Annotated in this window: 17 protein-coding genes; 13 read left to right on the forward strand and 4 right to left on the reverse strand. The window is 39.0% G+C overall.

Annotated elements, in window-relative coordinates:
• Nucleotides 1–7: 7 nt before the first annotated feature.
• Both ACZZZW_RS04680 and ACZZZW_RS04685 read right to left on the reverse strand, forming a co-directional pair.
• Nucleotides 8–1,873: a CocE/NonD family hydrolase gene (locus tag ACZZZW_RS04680; RefSeq protein ID WP_463492437.1), complete on the reverse strand. Its 1,866-nt coding sequence runs from the start codon at nucleotides 1,871–1,873 to the stop codon at nucleotides 8–10.
• Between the two features lie 140 nt (nucleotides 1,874–2,013).
• Nucleotides 2,014–3,885, reverse strand: a complete 1,872-nt coding sequence (locus tag ACZZZW_RS04685; RefSeq protein ID WP_463492438.1) for a CocE/NonD family hydrolase — start codon at nucleotides 3,883–3,885, stop codon at nucleotides 2,014–2,016.
• Between the two features lie 249 nt (nucleotides 3,886–4,134).
• Here ACZZZW_RS04685 and ACZZZW_RS04690 point away from each other — a divergent pair, with 249 nt between their 5' ends.
• The 3 genes from ACZZZW_RS04690 to ACZZZW_RS04700 all read left to right on the forward strand — a co-directional run bounded on the left by ACZZZW_RS04690 (nucleotide 4,135) and on the right by ACZZZW_RS04700 (nucleotide 7,155).
• On the forward strand, nucleotides 4,135–4,983 hold the full coding sequence (locus tag ACZZZW_RS04690; protein ID WP_463492439.1) for a DUF6515 family protein: 849 nt from the start codon (nucleotides 4,135–4,137) through the stop codon (nucleotides 4,981–4,983).
• A gap of 324 nt (nucleotides 4,984–5,307) precedes the next feature.
• On the forward strand, nucleotides 5,308–6,468 hold the full coding sequence (locus ACZZZW_RS04695) for an esterase-like activity of phytase family protein (RefSeq protein WP_463492440.1): 1,161 nt from the start codon (nucleotides 5,308–5,310) through the stop codon (nucleotides 6,466–6,468).
• Between the two features lie 21 nt (nucleotides 6,469–6,489).
• Nucleotides 6,490–7,155: an HAD family hydrolase gene (locus tag ACZZZW_RS04700; RefSeq protein WP_463492441.1), complete on the forward strand. Its 666-nt coding sequence runs from the start codon at nucleotides 6,490–6,492 to the stop codon at nucleotides 7,153–7,155.
• A gap of 121 nt (nucleotides 7,156–7,276) precedes the next feature.
• Here the strand turns inward: ACZZZW_RS04700 and ltrA are convergent, their stop codons facing one another.
• Nucleotides 7,277–8,944 (reverse strand): group II intron reverse transcriptase/maturase, encoded by a 1,668-nt coding sequence (gene ltrA, locus ACZZZW_RS04705; protein WP_463492442.1) that lies wholly within the window; start codon nucleotides 8,942–8,944, stop codon nucleotides 7,277–7,279.
• An 821-nt stretch (nucleotides 8,945–9,765) separates the two neighbouring features.
• On the opposite strand from ltrA, the gene lpdA reads away from it, so the two are divergent.
• From lpdA to ACZZZW_RS04750, 9 genes are all read left to right on the forward strand, one after another.
• Nucleotides 9,766–11,172: a dihydrolipoyl dehydrogenase gene (gene lpdA, locus ACZZZW_RS04710; RefSeq protein ID WP_463497714.1), complete on the forward strand. Its 1,407-nt coding sequence runs from the start codon at nucleotides 9,766–9,768 to the stop codon at nucleotides 11,170–11,172.
• A gap of 326 nt (nucleotides 11,173–11,498) precedes the next feature.
• Nucleotides 11,499–11,882 carry a trypsin-like serine protease gene (locus tag ACZZZW_RS04715; protein ID WP_463492443.1) on the forward strand — a complete coding sequence of 128 codons (384 nt, stop codon included), beginning with the start codon at nucleotides 11,499–11,501 and terminating at the stop codon, nucleotides 11,880–11,882.
• A 47-nt stretch (nucleotides 11,883–11,929) separates the two neighbouring features.
• On the forward strand, nucleotides 11,930–12,931 hold the full coding sequence (locus tag ACZZZW_RS04720; RefSeq protein ID WP_463492444.1) for a DUF5977 domain-containing protein: 1,002 nt from the start codon (nucleotides 11,930–11,932) through the stop codon (nucleotides 12,929–12,931).
• Nucleotides 12,918–13,079, forward strand: coding sequence for a hypothetical protein (locus ACZZZW_RS04725; protein ID WP_463492445.1), 162 nt, complete (start codon nucleotides 12,918–12,920; stop codon nucleotides 13,077–13,079). The genes ACZZZW_RS04720 and ACZZZW_RS04725 overlap by 14 nt, the downstream gene beginning before the upstream one ends.
• Nucleotides 13,080–13,744: 665 nt before the next feature.
• Nucleotides 13,745–14,563 carry a bifunctional hydroxymethylpyrimidine kinase/phosphomethylpyrimidine kinase gene (gene thiD / locus ACZZZW_RS04730; protein ID WP_463492446.1) on the forward strand — a complete coding sequence of 273 codons (819 nt, stop codon included), beginning with the start codon at nucleotides 13,745–13,747 and terminating at the stop codon, nucleotides 14,561–14,563.
• Nucleotides 14,560–15,213 carry a TenA family protein gene (locus ACZZZW_RS04735; RefSeq protein WP_463492447.1) on the forward strand — a complete coding sequence of 218 codons (654 nt, stop codon included), beginning with the start codon at nucleotides 14,560–14,562 and terminating at the stop codon, nucleotides 15,211–15,213. Before thiD ends, ACZZZW_RS04735 begins: the two co-directional genes overlap by 4 nt.
• Before the next feature lie 108 nt (nucleotides 15,214–15,321).
• The gene (locus ACZZZW_RS04740) at nucleotides 15,322–16,527 is read left to right on the forward strand and encodes an MFS transporter (protein ID WP_055908493.1); all 1,206 of its coding nucleotides are present in this window, start codon (nucleotides 15,322–15,324) and stop codon (nucleotides 16,525–16,527) included.
• Nucleotides 16,528–16,710: 183 nt separating this feature from the next.
• Complete coding sequence (locus ACZZZW_RS04745) at nucleotides 16,711–17,088, forward strand: S41 family peptidase (RefSeq protein ID WP_463492448.1); 378 nt, start codon at nucleotides 16,711–16,713, stop codon at nucleotides 17,086–17,088.
• 1 nt (nucleotide 17,089) lies between these two features.
• Nucleotides 17,090–17,590 carry a hypothetical protein gene (locus ACZZZW_RS04750; protein ID WP_463492449.1) on the forward strand — a complete coding sequence of 167 codons (501 nt, stop codon included), beginning with the start codon at nucleotides 17,090–17,092 and terminating at the stop codon, nucleotides 17,588–17,590.
• A 131-nt stretch (nucleotides 17,591–17,721) separates the two neighbouring features.
• Here the strand turns inward: ACZZZW_RS04750 and ACZZZW_RS04755 are convergent, their stop codons facing one another.
• Complete coding sequence (locus ACZZZW_RS04755; protein WP_235526061.1) at nucleotides 17,722–18,444, reverse strand: hypothetical protein; 723 nt, start codon at nucleotides 18,442–18,444, stop codon at nucleotides 17,722–17,724.
• 387 nt (nucleotides 18,445–18,831) lie between these two features.
• Here ACZZZW_RS04755 and ACZZZW_RS04760 point away from each other — a divergent pair, with 387 nt between their 5' ends.
• Entirely contained in the window at nucleotides 18,832–20,265 is a 1,434-nt protein-coding gene (locus tag ACZZZW_RS04760; protein WP_463492450.1) for an AAA family ATPase, read from the forward strand.
• The last annotated feature ends 77 nt before the right edge of the window (nucleotides 20,266–20,342 follow it).

Here is a 20,342-nt window from a genome sequence, read left to right on the forward strand (position 1 = left end):
ACGCGCGCTATTTTATAATATCAACTTCGATAAAGCTATCGTTAAATACCGTTTGCGTGGCTTTAATGTAATCTGCTTCTGTTGCTTTATAAGGATTTTCTACAAATTTTTGTGGATTGCGTGCAAACAGCGGAAATGCAGTGCTTTGTACCTGAATCATGATTCTATGTCCTTTTTTAAAGGTGTGCAATACATCCTGCAACTGAAAATTTACATCGGTTTTTTGATTGGCAACCAAAGCTTCAGGTTTTTCGAAACTGTTACGGAAACGGGCAGGCATTATTTCCGAGCGTACCATTTGCCAGTAATTGCTAAGGGTAATGTTTTTATTGGGCATATAAGGATTGTTGGGTTCATCGGCAGGATAAACATCGATCAGTTTTACAATAAAATCTGCATCAGTACCTGTGGTTGCAATTTTAAGGTGCGACATAATTTCACCACCCAATGTAATGTCGTTATCCAGCACTTCGGTTTGATAAACCAATACATCTGGTCTTCTTCCGGCAAAACGTTGGTCTTCGCTCATGTAATTATGTGGCGTAAAACCCAATGTTGTGGTTAAATCTTCTGTATAAGGAACAGGCTTTAAAGGGTCGCTGATGTAGTTTATAGAACCAGCGGCAGCAGGGGCAGTCATGCTAAGTTTACCATCGGCAGCTAAATACAATTTCTGTTTAGCAGCTTTCTCTGTTGGCCATTTGGTAAAAGTTTCCCATTCTTTTTTGCCGGTATCAAACATGTAGGCTTCTGGTAAACCAGAGTTTTTGTCGCCATTGCCTTTTAAAAAGTGATTAAAAAATTTAGATTCGATTTCTTTTTGGTAAAAGGTAGCTATGCTGTCGCCAAAATATACATTGCTGTGCATGGTATGGCCAGTTTCGCGGCTCCATCTTCCATGGCCAAACGGCCCCATCACTATTGTATTGTAAGCATTAGGATTTTTCTTTTCTATAGTTTTATAAATGTTTAACGGGCCTGACAAATCTTCGGCATCATACCATCCGCCAACCAACATTACCGCAGGTTTTACAGTATTGTAATGTTTTAATAAACCGCGTTTTTGCCAAAACTCATCGTAGTTTGGATGGTTTACAGTTTCCTGCCAAAAAAAGTTATTCTTATAATATTTATCTGCATTGGTTAAAGGGCCAAGATCTAAAGCAAACTGGTAACCATCTTTTGTTTTTGGCAAAATTATCTGGTTATTGTACCAGGGTTTAGATGTGGTATCGGTTTTTTGTACCCCAAATACCGGGAAGGTGAAGAAATAACTTTGTAAGAATGATCCATTATGGTGAAAATCATCAAAAAAGAAATCGGAAATTGGTGCCTGTGGCGATGATGCTTTCAATGCTGGATGATTGCTCAGAATTCCTGCTGCGGTATAAAAACCCGGATAGGAAATTCCCCATTGACCAACTTTACCATTATTGTTGGCTACGTTTTTAACCAGCCAGTCGATGGTATCGTAAGTATCTGATCCTTCATCAACATCCTTTTTGCTTTTTTTATTATCAATTACAGGTGTCATGTTGGTCCAGGTACCTTCACTTTTCCAACGGCCCCTTACATCCTGCATTACCACAATATAACCTTCTTTCATCATGAGTTCTGATGGACCCAAGCGGGCAGGAAATTTATCTTCTCCGTATGGCGCTACACTATAGCAGGTACGCTGCATAATCATCGGGTATTTTTTATTTTTCGAGGCATCTTTAGGGGAGTAAATTGCCGTAAAAAGTTTTGTTCCATCACGCATGGGGATGTATACTTCCTTTTTGGTGTAGTTTGCTTTAGGGTATCCGGCATCGCCTTGCGCAAATGCTGATGATGCTGAAAGCAGAATGATGATTAGTTTAAAGTATTTCATTTGAATAAGTTAGGTGGTTAAGCGGATATTTAATAAGCTTCCGGTTCGTGGGAACACGAACCGGATAATGTTTTTGCATCGTTGAAAACGATTGACTATTTACACACTCGTAGAAACGAGTGTGAGGGCATTTTTTCGCTTTATTTCAATACTGAAACGGTTATATATGAACTGTTGTGTACATCATGGTAAATTTTATGTGTTGCTTTCTGAAAATCCTGTGGTTCTGCCTGATAAATATCCATAAATTTCTGCGGATTGCGATCAGCCAAAGGGAACCATGAATTTTGAATCTGAATCATGATTTTGTGTCCTTTTTTAAAGGTGTGGGCCACATCAGGCAATGGATAATTTACTTTGGTAATGGTGCCTGGAACAAAAGCTTCGGGTTTTTCGAAACTGTTGCGGTACTTGCCGCGCATAATTTCTCCGCGTACCAACATTTCGTAACCACCCATAATTAAATTTTTAGGGTTAGGCTCAGGGTTTGGTGCATCTTCCGGGTAAACGTCAATCAATTTCACTACGTAATCGGCATCGGTTCCGGTGGTAGAAACTACAAGGTTGGCTAAAACAGGTCCGGTTAGGGTAATGTCTTCTGTTAAGGCATCAGTTTGGTAAGATTTTACATCTGGCCTGCGGGCTGCAAAGCGTTGGTCGTCTATCATATACTCGCGGGTACGTTTGGATTGAATGCCATCCTGATAAGGCACAGGGTTATTCGGATCGCTCACATATTCATCCCAACTGTCGGTTCTGCCAACTTTTTCGAAGGCCAGTTTTCCGTTAGGCTGTAAATACAGGTTTTTGCTTTCTACATCCTGTGGTGGCCATGTTTTAAACTTTTTCCATTCGTTGCTGCCGGTTACAAAAATATTTGCCTCTGCGGCATTAAAATCTCCTTCACCCTTTAAATAGTGTTTAAAAAATGGCAGTTCATATTGCTCCTGATAATCTATACTGGTGGTTTTACCAAAAGGAATATCTCCAAAATAAGATCCATCGCTACGTACCCAGCCGCCATGAAACCAAGGACCTGCAACCAGAATATTATTGGCTCCGGGATTTTGCTTCTCAATTGCTTTATAGGTTGCAAAGGTTCCGTAAGCATCTTCAGCATCAAAAAAACCGCCTACCACCATTACTGCCGGTTTTACATTGGTTAAATGCGGGGTAATTAAGCGTGCTTTCCAAAACGTATCAAGGTTTGGGTGTTTAAATAAATCATTCCAAAATTTAATGCTATCGGCAAAATATTTGTCTTTAAGGCTTTTAACCGATCCGGCTTCTAAGTAAAAACGGTAATTGTCTTCTATCGGGAATTGAAAACCCTTAGGGCCTTTATCTGGTGTGATGGGTTTAGGCCGTGGTACACCGAAACTTCCCATAAAGCTAAAGGCATCCATTAAAAATAAAGTTCCACGGTGGTGAAAATCGTCGCCCATAAACCAATCGGTAACCGGTGCCTGTGGCGAAACAGCTTTTAAGGCCGGGTGGGCGTTTGGTAGTGAAGTGGTAGAATAAAAACCAGGATAGGATATGCCATAAATTCCGGCATTACCATTGTTGCCTTTCACATTTTTAACCAGCCAGTCAATAGTATCGTAGGTATCGGTGCTTTCATCAATGGCGTTTTTGCTCTTTTTGCCAGTTTGCTGCGGGCGGATATCGGCAAAGGTACCTTCACTCATCCAACGGCCACGTACATCCTGATAAACGAAAATAAATCCTTCGCGCATCATTGCCGGAAAGTTACCTAAACTAAGCTTGTATTTGTCTTCGCCATAGGGTGCAACAGTGTATGGTGTGCGGTTAATTAAAAATGGATATTTTTTGGATTGATTTTTGGGTATATAAATGGAAGTGAATAGTTTAATCCCATCGCGCATGGGTATTTGGCGCTCTATTTTAGTGTAGTTTTCTCTCACATAAGCCGAATCGGTTTGCTGGGCCATTAATTGGTTAGCAGTAAGCAGGCAAAATAAAAGGCTAAAAATTCTGGTAAGGTTCATTTAAGCTAGTTTTAAGGAATAAAATTTAAATATAGGTGATTAAGAATCGATAAAAAAAAACAACCCGTAAAAGGTTTGTTAGCATGTATGGGATTGATGAGAAAGGTGTTTTACAATTTCCATGCATGAGCAGGTAATTCCAAGGGCTACATTCGTCATTGCTGTATCAAAATTTAGTTAAATCTTGTTAAGGGATAATCTTTTAACCGTTTTCATCGTCATATTCGTAATCAAGTTAAACACAATAAAATGAATAGGTTATTAAATAAAGGATTGGTTGTTTTCGCTGCAGCAGCGATGATTGCAACCTTAAACATCGAAAGTGTTTCTGCACAAAGGGCAAGTAGAGGTGGAGGAGGATTTTCTGGAGGAGGAAGATCTGGTTCGATAAGTTCATCAAGAGGTGGAGGTTCCATTTCCAGACAGCCAACAATGCGTGCACCTGGCAGAGGAAGTTATAGCCCAAGTTATGGAGGGCGTGTAGCCAGACCAAATTACTGTTATAACAGACCGGGTTACCGACCAGGTTATGGCAGACCAGGGTATGGCCGACCAGGTTACGCATATCGCCCGGGTTATGGCAGACCTTATTACCGTCCGTATTATAGCTATTACAATTATTACCGTCCGTTTTTAGGTATCAGAATTGGTGTATTGCCTTATGGTTATTATCCGTTTTACTATGGTGCCAATCAGTTTTATTACTCAGGTGGATTATTCTATCAACAAAATAACGAACAATATGAAGTGGTAACTCCACCTGTTGGTGCCGAAGTTCCGAATTTACCTTCTGATGCCACTCAGGTTACCATTAACGGGGTAGATTATTACGAATATAAGGGCGTTTATTACACCCAAAAAGAAAATGCCGATGGTAAAGCAGTATATGTTGTTGCAGGTAAAGATGGGGTTTTAAATACTGATGGAGGAACTGTTGATTCGCACAATATAGGTGATGTAATTAACGAGTTGCCAGAAGGATGCAGGGAAGTGACCATTAAAAATGAAAAATATTTTGTTTCTCCTGATGATGTATATTATGAAGAGATTGTAGATGGAAACAATATTACTTACCGTGTTATTGGTAAGTTGTTTTAAATCTTAAACTTTATCTGTGTTAGGTAACAACATCTGACACTACATTACACAATAACTGTGCAGTCGGATGGTAACGTTCGACTGTTTCTTTTTATAGAGAAAAAATCAGGTTTTCTTAATGTTTTAAGAAGTTAAGCAGATCGAGTTATTAAGTGTGCAGTTAAATGGTAAAATTCCGACTGTTCCGTTTATCGTTATGAAATTAGAAATTTATTTTAGTTAAACATAAACAACAATCATCACTGTTAAGGCCCTGAAATAAATTAAGGGTGACGTACCTTGTGCAATCAAAAAACCATATTTTTACAGCCTAAACATCACGATTTGAAATCTGTATCACAGCTCTTCCTTGTTTATTCTATTCTTTCCATCGTTCTTTCATCTTGTTCTGCAACCAAGTATGCTGCGGTAAAGCAAAATGAAAACAGTGTATCAGCCATTAAGTTTTTGGATGAATACATTATGCCTTTAAATTCAAATTTCCAAAATTCGGTAGTAGGCGGATTATCAGGTATTGATTATGATGTAAAACAAAACCAATATTATATGATCAGCGATGATCCTTCGCAATTTAGTCCGGCGAGGATTTATACCGCACAAATTGATATTAAAGAAAATAAAATAGATACTGTTCGCATAACGGGCGTAACTTATTTGCTTCAGGAAAACGGGAAACAATATCCTAAATATGGTACTGATAAGAGCGTTAAACCAGATGGCGAATCGGTAAGGTATAACCCATTAAGCAAGCAATTAATTTGGAGTAGTGAAGGCGAAAGGTTATTTAAAAATGGTTATACAACAATCGTTCAACCTGGTTTAACTTTTATTTCTACTGATGGGAAGTTTTTGGATACCATCCCACTGCCCAAAGGTTTTCATTTTACCAAAACCGAAAACGGAACACGCAAAAATGCATTGTTTGAAGGCCTAACTTATGCCGATGGTTACAAAACATTATATGCCAGTTTAGAGGAGCCAAGATATGAAGATGGTTTACAGGCAGCTTTTGAATATGATAAAGCTTTAACACGTATTCTGAAATTTGATGTGGCAAGCAAAAAGAATACTGCGCAATATGCTTATAACCTTGGCGCTTTACCAGTTAAGCCAACGGTTGAAAACGACTGGAATGTAAATGGCATTTCAGAAATACTGGCGGTAAACAACCATACGCTTTTGGTTATGGAAAGGGCCTGGGCAAAAGGCCATGATGACCATAGCTTTGTAAAACTTTACCTGGTTGATTTAAACGAGGCAGAAAATGAAATTGATAACCCATCGTTTGTGAAAAATCCGCCAAAACCGTTAACTAAAAAACTGCTTTTCGATTTTGATACTTTAAACAGGCATATCGACAACTTTGAAGGCGTAACTTTTGGTCCAAAATTGGCTAACGGACATCAATCTCTAATCTTTTGCGTTGATAATAACTTTGGGAAATCGCAGGTACAACAATTTTTTCTCTTCGAGATCATCCCATAAATCATTCCTTTAAAAATTATAATGAGTAAAATAAAAGCATTGCTGTTCGATTTAGATGGCACATTAATTGATTCGGAAAAGTTTCATTTCGATTGTTGGAATACTTTTTTGTGCGATTATGGAGTGGCTATCGATTTTAAAGATTGGCTAAGCAATTATGCAGGCATCCCATTGCCTAAAAATGCCAAAACGATAATAGACAGGTATAAAATTAACGAAGAGCTTGAAGGTTTCATCAACAGGAGGGAGAAGATTACTTTCGATGGTTTTAGAACAACCGATATTGAACTAATGCCTTTTGCGTTGGATTTTATCCAGTTTGCATACGCAAGAGGATTAACGCTGGCTGTGGTTACTGCAAGCCCTAAAATTGATGTTGAAGCTGTTTTTGAGCGCAACGGATTGGCCAAGTATTTTAAATTTTTCATTACCCGTACCGATGTAAGCAACTCTAAGCCTCACCCCGAAAGTTATAACCTTTGTGTTGAACGTTTGGGCTTACAAAAAGACGAATGCATAGTTTTTGAAGATACATTAAACGGTGTTAAATCTGCCTTGGCTGCGGGCATTACCTGTTATGCCATCCAAAATAATGTGCGCGCACATCAAAAATTAAAAATTGCTGATGAATTGTTTTTAAGTTTTGCAAACGCGAAAGAATTTATGCTTCAAAAAGAATTGATATAAGCGCTTACCCCTGTGTCGAGTAAGTCAGCGGAATTGCTCCCGCCTTCTCCTCTAAGAACCGTACGTGAGAGTTTCCAGCTCATACGGCTCAAGTAATTGCCATCTATTTACATAGACGACCTCATCGAGAAGCCCTCTTTTTAAGGTAAACACTTCTGCGACAACCATCATGTACAAGTTCGTGAATTGCCTTGTTGTTGACAATACTTTTGGTAGTGCCCCACGGTAATTCCCTGTCAATTTTGTTGCCGCAGATAGGGCATGTGCGTTTCTGTTTCTCCCATAACTTAAGTAGAGTCGTCTTTCCTTTTAATGTCTGTAACATTTTGTACGTTTCACGCTTTTCAAAATAGTACTTCCATGTAGGGTCGAAGGGGTTTGCACTTCCATGGATCTTGACATTCCTGGTTATGTTTATATTGGAAAGATGTTTCAATGTCAGATAGTTTTTATCCTCATTTTCATTCTCCTTCCAAGTAAAACACCAGTCTCGATTGCCGATCTTTTGAAAGTACTTTTGTTTAACCCATTTCCTTCCCTTGTTAGCGGAATGGCGACGATTACACCATGACCATATTTTTTGAAAGATCAAGTGATCGCAGTTCTGAAATATATCCGAGGCAACGCTATGTTTATAGTAGTTGCCCCAGCCAGTAATAACAGGGTTTAGCATGCGTATAAGTGAATCCTGTCTCGTAGATTGATTGGACTTAATAATGTCCTTTATCTTTAATAGGAATTTCTTCATGCCACTCTTTGATGGTCTTGTAAGTACCACATGTTTAAATCTGCGGACATTGAAACCCAGGAAATCAAAGCCTTCGTCTATATGGGTTGTCTTGGTCTTTTCTTCAGAAAGGATTAATCCTCTTTGTTTTAAGAATTCAACAACCACAGGCTTAACCTCTTTTTCCAGTGCTTCCTGCGTTTTTCCTGTGATAATAAAATCATCAGCATACCTTACCAACCTTACGGCTGGGTAATATGATTTGCCACTTACTGTAGTCCGTTGGAATTTTTCCAACAACACTGTTTCTAAACCATCAAGAGTCATGTTGGCCAGCGTTGGTGATATTATACCTCCCTGTGGGGTTCCTTCCTCTGTTGGAAACAGTTCATCCTTGAAGATGAAACCACATTTAAGCCACTTTTTTAACATGGTTTTGTCCATTGGGATGTTCTCCAATAGCCATTGGTGGCTGATGTGATCAAAGCAACCTTTAATATCTCCTTCCATAACCCATTTTGGGGAGAGTTTCTCTTTACCCAAAAGTGTGTGACACTGGGTAATAGCATCCATCGTGCAGCGTTCTCTTCTGAAACCATAAGAGTGTTTATCTGCCTTAGTTTCTGCTACCGGCTCCAATGCCATGAGATATAAAGCCTGCATTGCTCTATCCTTCATCGTTGGGATACCCAAAGGGCGTAATTTCCCATTGCTTTTTTCAATATGTACCCGTCTTAAAGGCTGTGGATTGTACCCTTTTCTTTTCAGATCAGCAATCGCCTTTAATCTTTCAACAGGTGAATCCCAAGTTACCTTGTCAACACCTGCTGTGTTCTTCCCCTTGTTAGAGGTTACTCTTTTCACAGCCAAAGCTTTGGCGTAATAAGAGTGTGTTAGTACCCATTGTAAGGATTTTACCTTACCATGTTTACCTTCTTTCTGAGCTTTTACAATACGTGCTTGTAGCTTTCCAACTCCATTCTTGCATTTGTCCCAATCAATGTTGTTCCAATTGCTGAGCTCTTTGTCAGTAGGCGCACACGCTGTTTTACTTACGTTCATTTGCTTTCCTCCTTTAAAAAGTTCTAAAAGTTTCTTATAAAATAATTACCATATACAGAAGTCTGCCCACTTTCGTGTGGAGTGACGTTTAAACTCCTATCCATTTCATTACAAAATAGCATTCGCTTTCTCTGTAATCCCATACCCGCACCACTATCGGCCTTCCTTACAGTCGGCTTTCCTGCATCCGCAGGAATGATACGGGCTTACAACGTTCCGTGTAAGTAACAACGAAGGGTTAGGTCCTATCTCTACGCCGGCAGTTCTGTTGTTCGTGTAATCCCAAAATTCCAGAGATTATCCAACTGCGTCACCTTTTGGTTCAAGCCTATCAGCATTGTTTGGCTTGTTCGACTTAACGACCTTTTAATGATAGTTCACTTTCGTTGACCATACCTTCAGCCTCGCCCCCAGACAGCATAATGCTTACCGTCGTTGTTTCCACCTCACGGCTTCAACTTCTTCACCTGCCGGTGAAAGGGTTACTTTGTCAGGGCAGCTTCACACAAAACAATTACTTGTAATGCATGTGCCCTTAGGCTACTATTGACGACACAATAGGTTCAATCTCCGTTGAACAATTACTTACACAGCCTCGTTTCGCACAAATTTAAAATCATACTGGGCAAAGCGTATCAAATGATTAATCAATTGTTTTTCTAAAAATTACGCTTAAGCTAAACGTGTATTGGCTATAGCCGATTGATGAAGTGCAAATAACTGATAAAACAATGACTAAGAAAGTGCTTCTATTGCCTGATGCGCTTTCAGCTTTCGGCCTTTTTTCCCTACATTTGACTAATCAAAATTATCAAGAAATTATGCAATACGATGTCGTTGTTATCGGTTCAGGGCCGGGCGGTTATGTAGGCGCAATCCGTTGTGCTCAGTTAGGTTTAAAAACTGCAGTTATTGAAAAATATAAAACTTTTGGAGGTACCTGCTTAAACGTAGGCTGTATCCCGTCTAAAGCTTTGTTGGATTCTTCAGAACACTACCACAACGCTGCCCACACATTTACTACCCACGGTATCAACATAAAAGATTTAAAGGTTGATATGCCACAGATGATCGCCCGTAAAGATGATGTTGTTGCACAAAATACTGCTGGTATTACTTATTTATTTAAAAAGAACAAAATCGATTCTTTCGAAGGAGTTGGCTCTTTCGTTGATAAAAATACCATACTCGTTACCAAAGCCGATGGCTCTACCGAAACCCTATCAGCTAAAAACGTAATTATTGCTACTGGTTCTAAACCAACAGCTTTACCGTTTTTGCCAATCGATAAAAAACGCATCATTACCTCTACCGAGGCTTTAAATATTAAAGAAGTACCTAAAACGATGGTTGTAATCGGTGGCGGTGTAATCGGTTTAGAGTTGGGTTCTGTATATGCCCGTTTAGGTACAAAAGTTTCTGTAGTAGAGTTTTTACCATCAATTATTAACACAATGGATGCTGGTTTAGGTAAAGAGCTGCAACGCGTGTTGAGGAAAAACTTAGGCATGGAGTTTTATATGGGGCATAAAGTTACCGGCGCTACCAACAAAGGTAAAATTGTAACAGTTACTGCCGAAACACCAAAAGGCGAAACCATATCATTTGATGCCGATTATTGTATCGTAGCCGTTGGCCGTACCGCTTATAGCGAAGGTTTGGGCTTAGATAAAATCGGAATCACTATTGAAGAAAGAGGTAAAAAAATTCCGGTTAACGAACATTTAGAAACTTCGGTTAAAGGAGTATATGCCATTGGCGATGTAATTACTGGTGCCATGTTGGCCCACAAAGCAGAAGATGAAGGTACTTATGTTGCCGAAACCATTGCCGGGCAGAAACCGCATATCAACTATAACTTAATTCCTGGTGTGGTTTACACCTGGCCAGAAGTGGCTTCTGTAGGTTTAACCGAAGAGCAATTAAAAGAAAAAGGCGTTAAATATAAAGCAGGTTCATTCCCTTTCAAAGCCAGCGGACGTGCAAAAGCAAGCATGGATACCGATGGTTTTATTAAAGTTTTGGCCGATGCTGCTACCGACGAAGTTTTAGGTGTACACATGATTGGTCCTCGTGCTGCCGATATGATTGCCGAAGCGGTTATTGCGATGGAATTCCGTGCATCTGCAGAAGATATTGCACGTACCTGCCATGCTCACCCAACTTACACAGAAGCTTTAAAAGAAGCTGCTCTTGCTGCAACTGATAACAGAGCGATACATATTTAACCGATAAGTCGATGTTGCGGTCGACTATAAAGTTTAATCATGCAAAGATAAAAGCCGATAAGAAATTGTCGGCTTTTTTCATTTCAGAGTTGTCAACTTTCTAGCAAATTGGCAATTAAAGTTGACAACTCTTCACTAATATTGCTTTTTTCCTGAATGCTCCAGTTGGGTGAAGACCTGCATCATTTGATCGCAAAACTTTATTTTAATCGCTTTATGTTTTCTTAATAAAATGATAATAAACAATGCCTAAAAAACAGCGTTGTGTAACTCTATTTTTATGGTTCAGATATTAAGTAAACAATAAACCGTAAAAAAACTATTCTATGAAAAACCATTTTTTAAAGGGCAAAAGAATCGTTGTTCTCGCCATGATTACAATGGTCATTTTGTCAACAAATTTTATTGGGTGTAAGAAAGACAAGCAGCTAGAGCAGTTGGAATCTTTTCAAAACAATAATGTTCCTAAAACAAGCATAATTGGAGGCAATCCAAAGCCAATTCAAGATGCTCGCTATCAAGCTGCTGTTTTTTTTAATGGAAGCTTCAATGCTGGTGGTGTAATCCTTAGTGAGAATTGGATATTAACTGCCGCACATGTTGTAACCTACCCAGGTACAAATACACAGATAGAAAATAATAAAATTTCTATACAGGCGGGCAGCTCATATGGACCCCAGGCTATGGCGTACAGCGCAATGCAGATTTAATCATTAGGCATCCAAATTATACTGGGCAAACAGACAATGATATTGCCTTGATACACCTTTCTAGCCCACTGGTTTTCGATCCAAATGATTATAATCATGGTATTTCTTCCATTTTGTATGCAACCCCCGCCGAGGATCCGCTTGTAACCTTAAATATGCCGGCAATGGTTTCGGGTTGGGGCGCTACATCCTACAACTCGTCAACTGGAGCCAGAACATTTACAGATTATCTCTTTGCCGCAGATGTGAAAATTTCATCGGTAACATCTTCGTACATCTATACTTCGTCTACAGGATCATCACAACAAGCTCCTTGTTATGGTGATAGTGGTGGTCCTTTAGTTATTGATCTTGCTGATTTTGGAAAGGTCCTAGTTGGTATTGTTAATGGATGGGGAGATTGTAATACTGGTGTAAAAGGTTATGCCAAGGTTTCGAGCTATTCATCATGGATCACCCAAAATACGGGTATAAGCAGAATGTTCTATAACAAATTTAAAATTATCGGCTTTCAAAAAAATGATTGTTCTTCATTTTTAGGTGATCCGGTTGAGATTTTCTATTCCGTACCAGCTAATAAATATAATTCTACCATTTCTCAAGCTGATGCTGATGCAAAAGCAATGTTAGAAATAAATCAAAATGGGCAACAAAATGCAAATATTAATGGCCTATGTTATATTACAATGGCAACGCCTAGTGATTATTCATCATTACCACATGGAGAATATGGAAGTAGATATGTTGAGAATATCAACTGGAATGCTAATTTATCCTCAGGCGACAGTCATGTTAAAATTGAGCTCCTTCGAGAGAATCCCCTAAAAGACCAGCTAGGAAGATATACTGGTGGTTATGAATATGTTTTACAGCAATTAATAAATCCTAATGCACCGAATACCGGACAACTATTAAATGGTCTAGATTCGGATCTATTGGATCTAATAGCAATGCCGGCCGATGCTACTTACAGAATAAAGATTACTGCAGCAAATAGTGGAGTATATTATTTGTCAGATGGCTTTGATCTGGAAGATGCTGGAGACTAACTTTGAAAAATATAGCAATTTTTTAGGCGATGCCCCCGAAGGTTTACTGTTTGTTAAACCAAAAGATAGTCCTAACGGTAGAAGTTTATTAATTGTTTCAAACGAGGGCGATGGTACCGTAAGGTTCTATCAGCCGGATAAAATATAATGTCTCTATCCCTTTATTAATTATTGTGTTTTAGCCCCGATGTAAAGTCGGGGCTTTTGTTTTTCTTGATTCGTTTTCATCTCCACTACGGTCGAAATGAAGATTAAAAAAGTATTTTACTCCATACAGTCATCCTCGCGCAGGCGGGGATCTTACTAAACAATTTTTAGACATTAAATACTCAATTAATTTAGGAGTGATGATGGACACCCAGACCGTCATTTCGAGCGAAGTACAGCGCAGCCGAGAAATCTTTTAAATTTATTAAAAATCAAGTTCAAAGATTTCTCCACTACGGTCGAAATGACGATTGAACAAGTATTTTACTCCGTACCGTTATCCTTTCGCAGGCGGGGATCAACTTTTTTAATTAATTTTTATAAATAAAGAATAAAATCTAAGCCCTATATTGCGGTACGAAACTTTAGGGGTGCCTTCAAAAAACAAGTTGGCTGAGAACATACCCATTTTGAGTTTAATGGTAAAAGTTATAAAGGTAAAAGGTAATGTCCTTTATCCATAAATCTTTCCTCCATCAACCTCAAAGGAACCTGATCCGGATAATGCCGGCGTAGGAAAATTAGTTTGTCTGCACATATTGTGTAAAATGCATACTGCATTTGAAGACTCCTGAAGTTGTTTAAACAAAATGAGGTCTTTAAGCAATGAATTACATTAATGTATTAACGATAGCTGGCTCCGATAGTGGAGGAGGTGCTGGTATACAAGCCGATTTAAAAACTTTTTCGGCACTGGGTTGCTTTGGCACCTCTGTAATTACAGCAGTAACGGCACAAAATACAAAGGGCGTAAAGTCGGTACACGGCATTCCGGGAGAAATCATCAAAGATCAATTGCAGGCCGTGATGGATGATATTGCACCTGTTGCAATTAAAATCGGGATGATTAACCGTGCAGAAGTGGTACAGGTAATTGTAATGGCATTAAGCAGTTATAATAATCCTGCTCCGGTAATTTTAGATCCTGTGATGGTGGCTACCAGCGGTCATCGTTTAATAGAACCCGATACCGTGAACCTGCTGATTGAAAAATTGTTTCCTATTGTTAGTTTAGTTACCCCAAATATTGATGAAGCCGTTATACTTTCCGGGCAACCGATCAATAACCTTGAAGATATGATTGCGGCAGGGTACAAAATTATCCAAAAAGGCGCAAACGCTGTATTACTGAAAGGCGGGCACTTGGCCGGACCAATTATTTACGATGTTTTCATAAATGGAAAAGATGCACCAGTTATACTCGAAAGTGCATTTATTGCTTCAAAAAACCTGCATGGAACGGGGTGTACTTTATCATCAGCCATAGCTGCCGAGATGGCAAAAGGTTATGATCTATTAACGGCTATAAAACTTGCAAAAAAATATATCAGCGAGGCACTACAAAGTGGAAGTAACGTAACAACAGGTAAGGGCAATGGCCCGTTAAATCATTTTTTTAATCCGCTAAAACTAATTATTCAATGATGTGGAGCCAACAGGCATGGGAAAAGGTAGCACCCATTTATGCCAAAATATTAACAATGCCTTTTAATACCGAACTTAGCAATGGTACCTTACCGCAAGAAAAATTCCTTTTTTACCTGGCGCAGGATGCCTATTATTTGTTGGAATTCGGGCGGACGTTAAGTACAATTAGCAGCCGGATGCAGCATGCCGACCTGGTAATGGCCTTCGCCGGATTTTCTACAGGAGCAATTTTCGCAGAGAGGAGTTTACATGAAAGTTATTTTGTAGAATTTGGCTTAGCAACAAATGTTCAGCCTACACCATCTACCTTATTGTATACAAATTATATCCTTAACCAGGCTGCTTACGCCAATGTAGAAATTGCAGTTGCCGCCGTTTTACCATGTTTCTGGATTTACAAAGCAGTTGGCGATTATATTTTTTCGCAGCAAAGCGGAGATCAAAATCCATATAAAAGGTGGATCGATATGTATGCAGGAGCAGAATTTGCAACCGCAGTGGAAAAAGCGATTACCATTGCAGATCAACTGGCGGCTGATGCCAATACCGAGACCCGGCAGAAAATGTTTGAGGCTTTTGAAATGGCTACACGATTGGAGTGGATGTTTTGGGATAGTGCTTATCAACTTGAAAAATGGAAAATTTAAGATTTTAACCAGTTTGCAGACAGAAATTCGGATAAATGTTAAAAAATTGTCGGTTTTTACAATAGATTTAAAGAACTTTGTAGCTCAATCTATAATTAAAACATCATTTTGGAAGAAAGCAAGCAAGAAAAGGAAATTCTAATAAAACAAGAAAATACACCTGTAACAGCACAAAGCTCTCCAAAACAAGTACGTTTCGCTATTTCCGCATTTTACTTTATGCAAGGCGTTTGTTTTGCCAGTTGGGCAAGTAGAATACCAACTTTCAAAGCATCTATGGGGCTTAATGATGCAGAATTAGGTTCCATTCTTTTTGCATTGCCGGCAGGACAGATTATTACGATGTTTTTTTCTGCAAAATTGACCACACATTTTGGAAGCAAGAAAATGTTAAGGGCAACCGCACCACTCTATGCAATTGCATTAACATTTTTAGCCCTGGCTACCACAGGTTTACAACTGGCCGCTTTTTTAGTGCTGTTCGGTATCACAGGTAATCTATGCAATATTGCCTTAAATACACAGGGTGTAGCAGGCGAAAACTTTTATGGTAAACCCATTATGAGTTCTTTTCATGGTGCATGGAGCATAGGCAATTTAACCGGGGCATTAATTGCACTCGGTTTGGTAAACTTAAAGTTGGGCATGTATACCCATTTTTGGGTAATTGCTTTATTCTCTTTAACCAATGTAGCATTTAACGGGAAAAAATTATTGAACTACAGTAAGCCCGATGTGCTGATGGAGAAAGCAAAATTTTTTACCCGGCCACAAGGTATATTAGTGTTATTGGGCGTTGTTGCTTTTTGCAGTATGGCAACCGAAGGAACAATGTTCGATTGGAGTGCAATTTACTTTGAAGATGTGGTTAAACTGCCGCACAACAAGGCCATAATCGGCTATGCATCATTTATGTTTATGATGGCCAGCGGTAGGTTTTTAGGTGTTTATCTGATCAATAGGTTCGGGCGTAAAAACCTGTTGCAAATCAGTGGTGCAATTATATCGGTAGGTATGGCCCTTGCTGTAATATTCCCTCATATTATTGTGGCCATTTTAGGTTTTATGCTTATTGGGCTAGGTGTTTCCAGTATTGTACCGATGGTTTACAGTATTGCAGGTAACAATAAAAAAGTGCCATCAGGTAAGGCCATTACAATGGTTTCGAGCATTGGTTATTTTGCGTTTTTGTTCGGTCCGCCATTAATTGGCTATGTTTCGCAGCTATCAAGTTTGCGTTATTCTTTCGGGATCATTTCCGTGTTTGGATTGCTGATTACTTTTTTGGTTACTAAGATTAAGAGTATAAACTAGATAATTTTTCCGGTATATAATAAAACTGATCTGTTTAAGCCTATCATTGAACTACCATTTTACGTAAACAAAATTACGGATTCCGCGGTGTAGATATCGATCCCTCATCTTCAACAGCGTATATTAACATCCCAGGCCCTTTTTTACGCCACTCAAGAAGCGTTTGAAACAGCCGCCGCAGTAATGAATACCGCAGCTTATAGCCAATATGTAATTATAGATGTAAGGGCGAACGGTGGCGGCATTTTGCAAATGGGAAGATTTCTGGCCTCTTATTTTTTCGCAGCCGGGGATGAAAAGTTTTATTTAAACGGATTTTATAAAGATCGTACCCATGATGAACAGGAATGGACCTATTCATTTGTACCTGGCAGGCGGAATGTTAACGGCAAAGTATTTATATTGATAAGTCCGAATACAGGTTCGGCTGTAGAAGGGTTTGCTTATGCCATGCAGAAAATGCACCGGGCAACCATAATAGGTGAAGCCTCAGCTGGAGCAGGAATTGCTGGCTCTTACATTCCGTTGAAAAACAATCTTGTCGCTTTTTTTATCAGTTAAAATGGTAGTTGCACCAAACTCACAGGTGGGTTGGGAGGGTACAAGCGTTATCCCCGATTCAGTTGTGAAAAGTCAACTGTCCTTATCCAAAACGCGTCAAATAATCTTTGAAGACATCATTAAAAACTCTAAAGATTCGGATTTAATAGCAAGTGTTAAATGGCAGTTGGAAGATAGCAAGGCAGGAGATAAAATGAACATTGGCTGGGAAAAAAGATATGCTGGCATCATTGGTAAATACAACAATAACCGGTATATAATTGCAACAAAGGAAGGCCTTATCTGGAGAAGGGCTGATGCTGGTAAACCATCCGAAGATTATAAGATAAGGGAAGTGAGTAAGGATATGCTAACAATTAAAGGCTATAATGCAAGCTATGGTGAAAATAGTACAAGGCTTTATGTGATCCGCGATGATAAAGGGAAAATCACTTCGCTGCAACAGGTTATCTTATTGCCTAATGGTGTGGTATATCCAGTTCCAACTAAACTTACCAAATAAATTTTTTTTATTGATAGAACCTGATTTGCTTTCAAAAGAAAATTCAATAGATTATTATGTGCTCATCTTAAAGGCATTGGCTGTACGCCTTTTTGGTTTACTTTTCAACGTTACCATAACGAAAGCAGATTTTACTCCTTCTTTACCAAGCCATGTTCTTTTAGTGTGGCAACGGCTAATTCAATAAGGCGCAAATTTTCATCTTGATGCCCGTGCTGCACTTCAACATTAATGTAGGGAATGTTATTTTGCATGGCGTAAATGGAAAGTGAACCATCATTAGAAGCGAATTTAGATTGCAGGATTACATTCACATTGGCTTTTTTCAAACTTGAAAATAATCTGGGTTCAGTTACATATATAAGGTCATCGCCGTCCATCTGGAAGTTGATGTAAACGGAATCTGCAGTGCTGGCCAAATCATAACCTGGTAAATAAGAAGAAATTCCAAAGCCGCCATCTGCATTATTGTGTAGCGTTAAAAAGTAACCGGTAGCTTTTGGGTCGTAAAAATCAACTATCTGTTTACCTGCCTTTAGGATTGCCTTTTCTACTTCGTTCGAACTGAATAGATCCTTTTTTAATCGGGTATTAACACCCACCTCTGTGTAAATTGCATTCGGATCTATGCGGTATTGATCATCCATATAACTGAAATAATAATCCCTAACACTACCGTACTGACTATCAATTAATTCGCCACCACTCCAACGGATGTAATCAAAGCCTGCTTTTACGCCAGTATCTTCATTATCATGTACCACTAAAAATTTAATTCCATTGGGTTTGTAACTGTATTTTACCAGGGTAATATCAAGATTGGAAAGTTTAATGAAACTGGAATCAGTAGTCATTGCCGCAAATACGGGAGGGTGTTGAGCTTTTACTATGAGAACCGAGCAGACTATTAACAGGCTAAAAATGAATTTGAACATAATCCCTAATATACAATATTGCGTTATAATTTGTTTGGATACAATATTGTAGAATTATCCGCGCAGGGTTCAGTACACTTAATTTAAAAGTAATTTCAGTGTTCACGGATTTAATAAATAATTGGTTCCGATTATATCAAAAAATGCAGGATTTAAATATAATTCATTATCCGCAGCCAAAATTATAAATTTTAAGCATGTTTTGGCTGCGGATGTTTTTTATCCACAGCCAAAACTATATATTTGAAGCGTATTTTGGCTGCGGATAAAATTGTTTTCAATCGTTAACGTTAAAAGGGATAAAAAATGGAATTGCTTATTGGAAGAATAGCTGAGAAAAAAATATTATTAGAGGCACTTACCTCATCTTCATCAGAACTATTGGCGGTGTTTGGCAGGAGAAGGGTAGGAAAAACTTTCCTGATCCGCTCAGTTTTCCAGAAACAGCTCATTTTCGAACTTTCGGGCGTTCATGATGCAAATGCTGCCGAACAACTCCTTAATTTTAGCAAAGCTATTGCAGAAGCATTAGGTTCGCCATTAACTCCTGCAGTGCCTAAAAACTGGACAGAAGCCTTTTGGCAACTTAGAGAATTCGCAACGCCAATAATTAAAAAAAGAAAAGCTGTAATTTTCTTTGACGAATTTCCATGGTTAAGTTCACATAAATCAGGCTTTCTTTCTGCATTTGAATATTTTTGGAACCAGTGGGCCTCACAACAGCCGAATCTGATTGTTGCGATATGTGGATCTGCTGCCACCTGGATGATTAAAAAAGTTGTAAACAACAAAGGTGGCCTGCACAATCGGTTAACGCGAAAAATACGCTTGTTGCCTTTCACCTTGCATGAAACAGAACAGTACTTAAAAAGCAATAATATCCAACTTGACCGTTACCAGATGCTGACCATTTTTATGGCGATGGGCGGTGTGCCACATTACCTGAAAGAAATCAAAAAAGGGGAAAGTGCTACTCAGGCCATCGACAGGCTTTGCTTCACCAAGGACGGCCTCCTTTCAACAGAATTCGCTAACCTTTACCGTTCGCTGTTCGAAAACGCAGACAGGCACATTTCGGTAGTCAAAGCACTTGCAGAAAAACCCTCGGGCTTAACAAGAAACGAAATCATTGCGGTGTGTAACCTACAGAGTGGGGGAACTACCAGTCTTTTACTTGAGGAACTAGTGGAATCTGGCTTCATTACTCCGCACCTGCCTTTTCAGAAAAATGCAAATCAGAGCATTTACAAACTCAGCGACGAATACAGCCTTTTCTATCTTAAATTTATCGAACACTCCCGCGCCACTGGTGCAGGTACGTGGCTTAAAAAATCATCAACATCTTCCTGGAGGAGCTGGAGTGGTTATGCATTTGAAGGGATTTGCATGAAACATACAGTTAATATTAAACAGGCACTGGGCATCTCTGGAGTGTTTACTGAAAAATCAGCTTGGCGATATGCACCAAAAGATGGAAACGGTGCACAGGTGGATCTGTTGTTAGACAGGCAAGATAATGTGATCAGTATATGTGAAATGAAATTTTCGAATACTGAATTCGCAATAGATAAAGCCTATGCTGCAGCGTTAAAATACAAACTTGAGATATTCAGTGGGCAGAGCAAAACAAAAAAAGCATTGTTTCTAGCCATGGTTACAACTTATGGTATTAAAAATAATATGTATTCTATTGGGCTGGTGCAGAATGCAGTTACCATGGATGATTTGTTTTTGCCCTAATATAGTGCGTTAAGAGCATTTATAGCTCGCTAAACCACTGTTCCTGATTTTTAAATCCGCAAAAAAGCCCCGATTTG

The sequence above is a fragment of the Pedobacter sp. AC379 genome, from assembly GCF_979258145.1.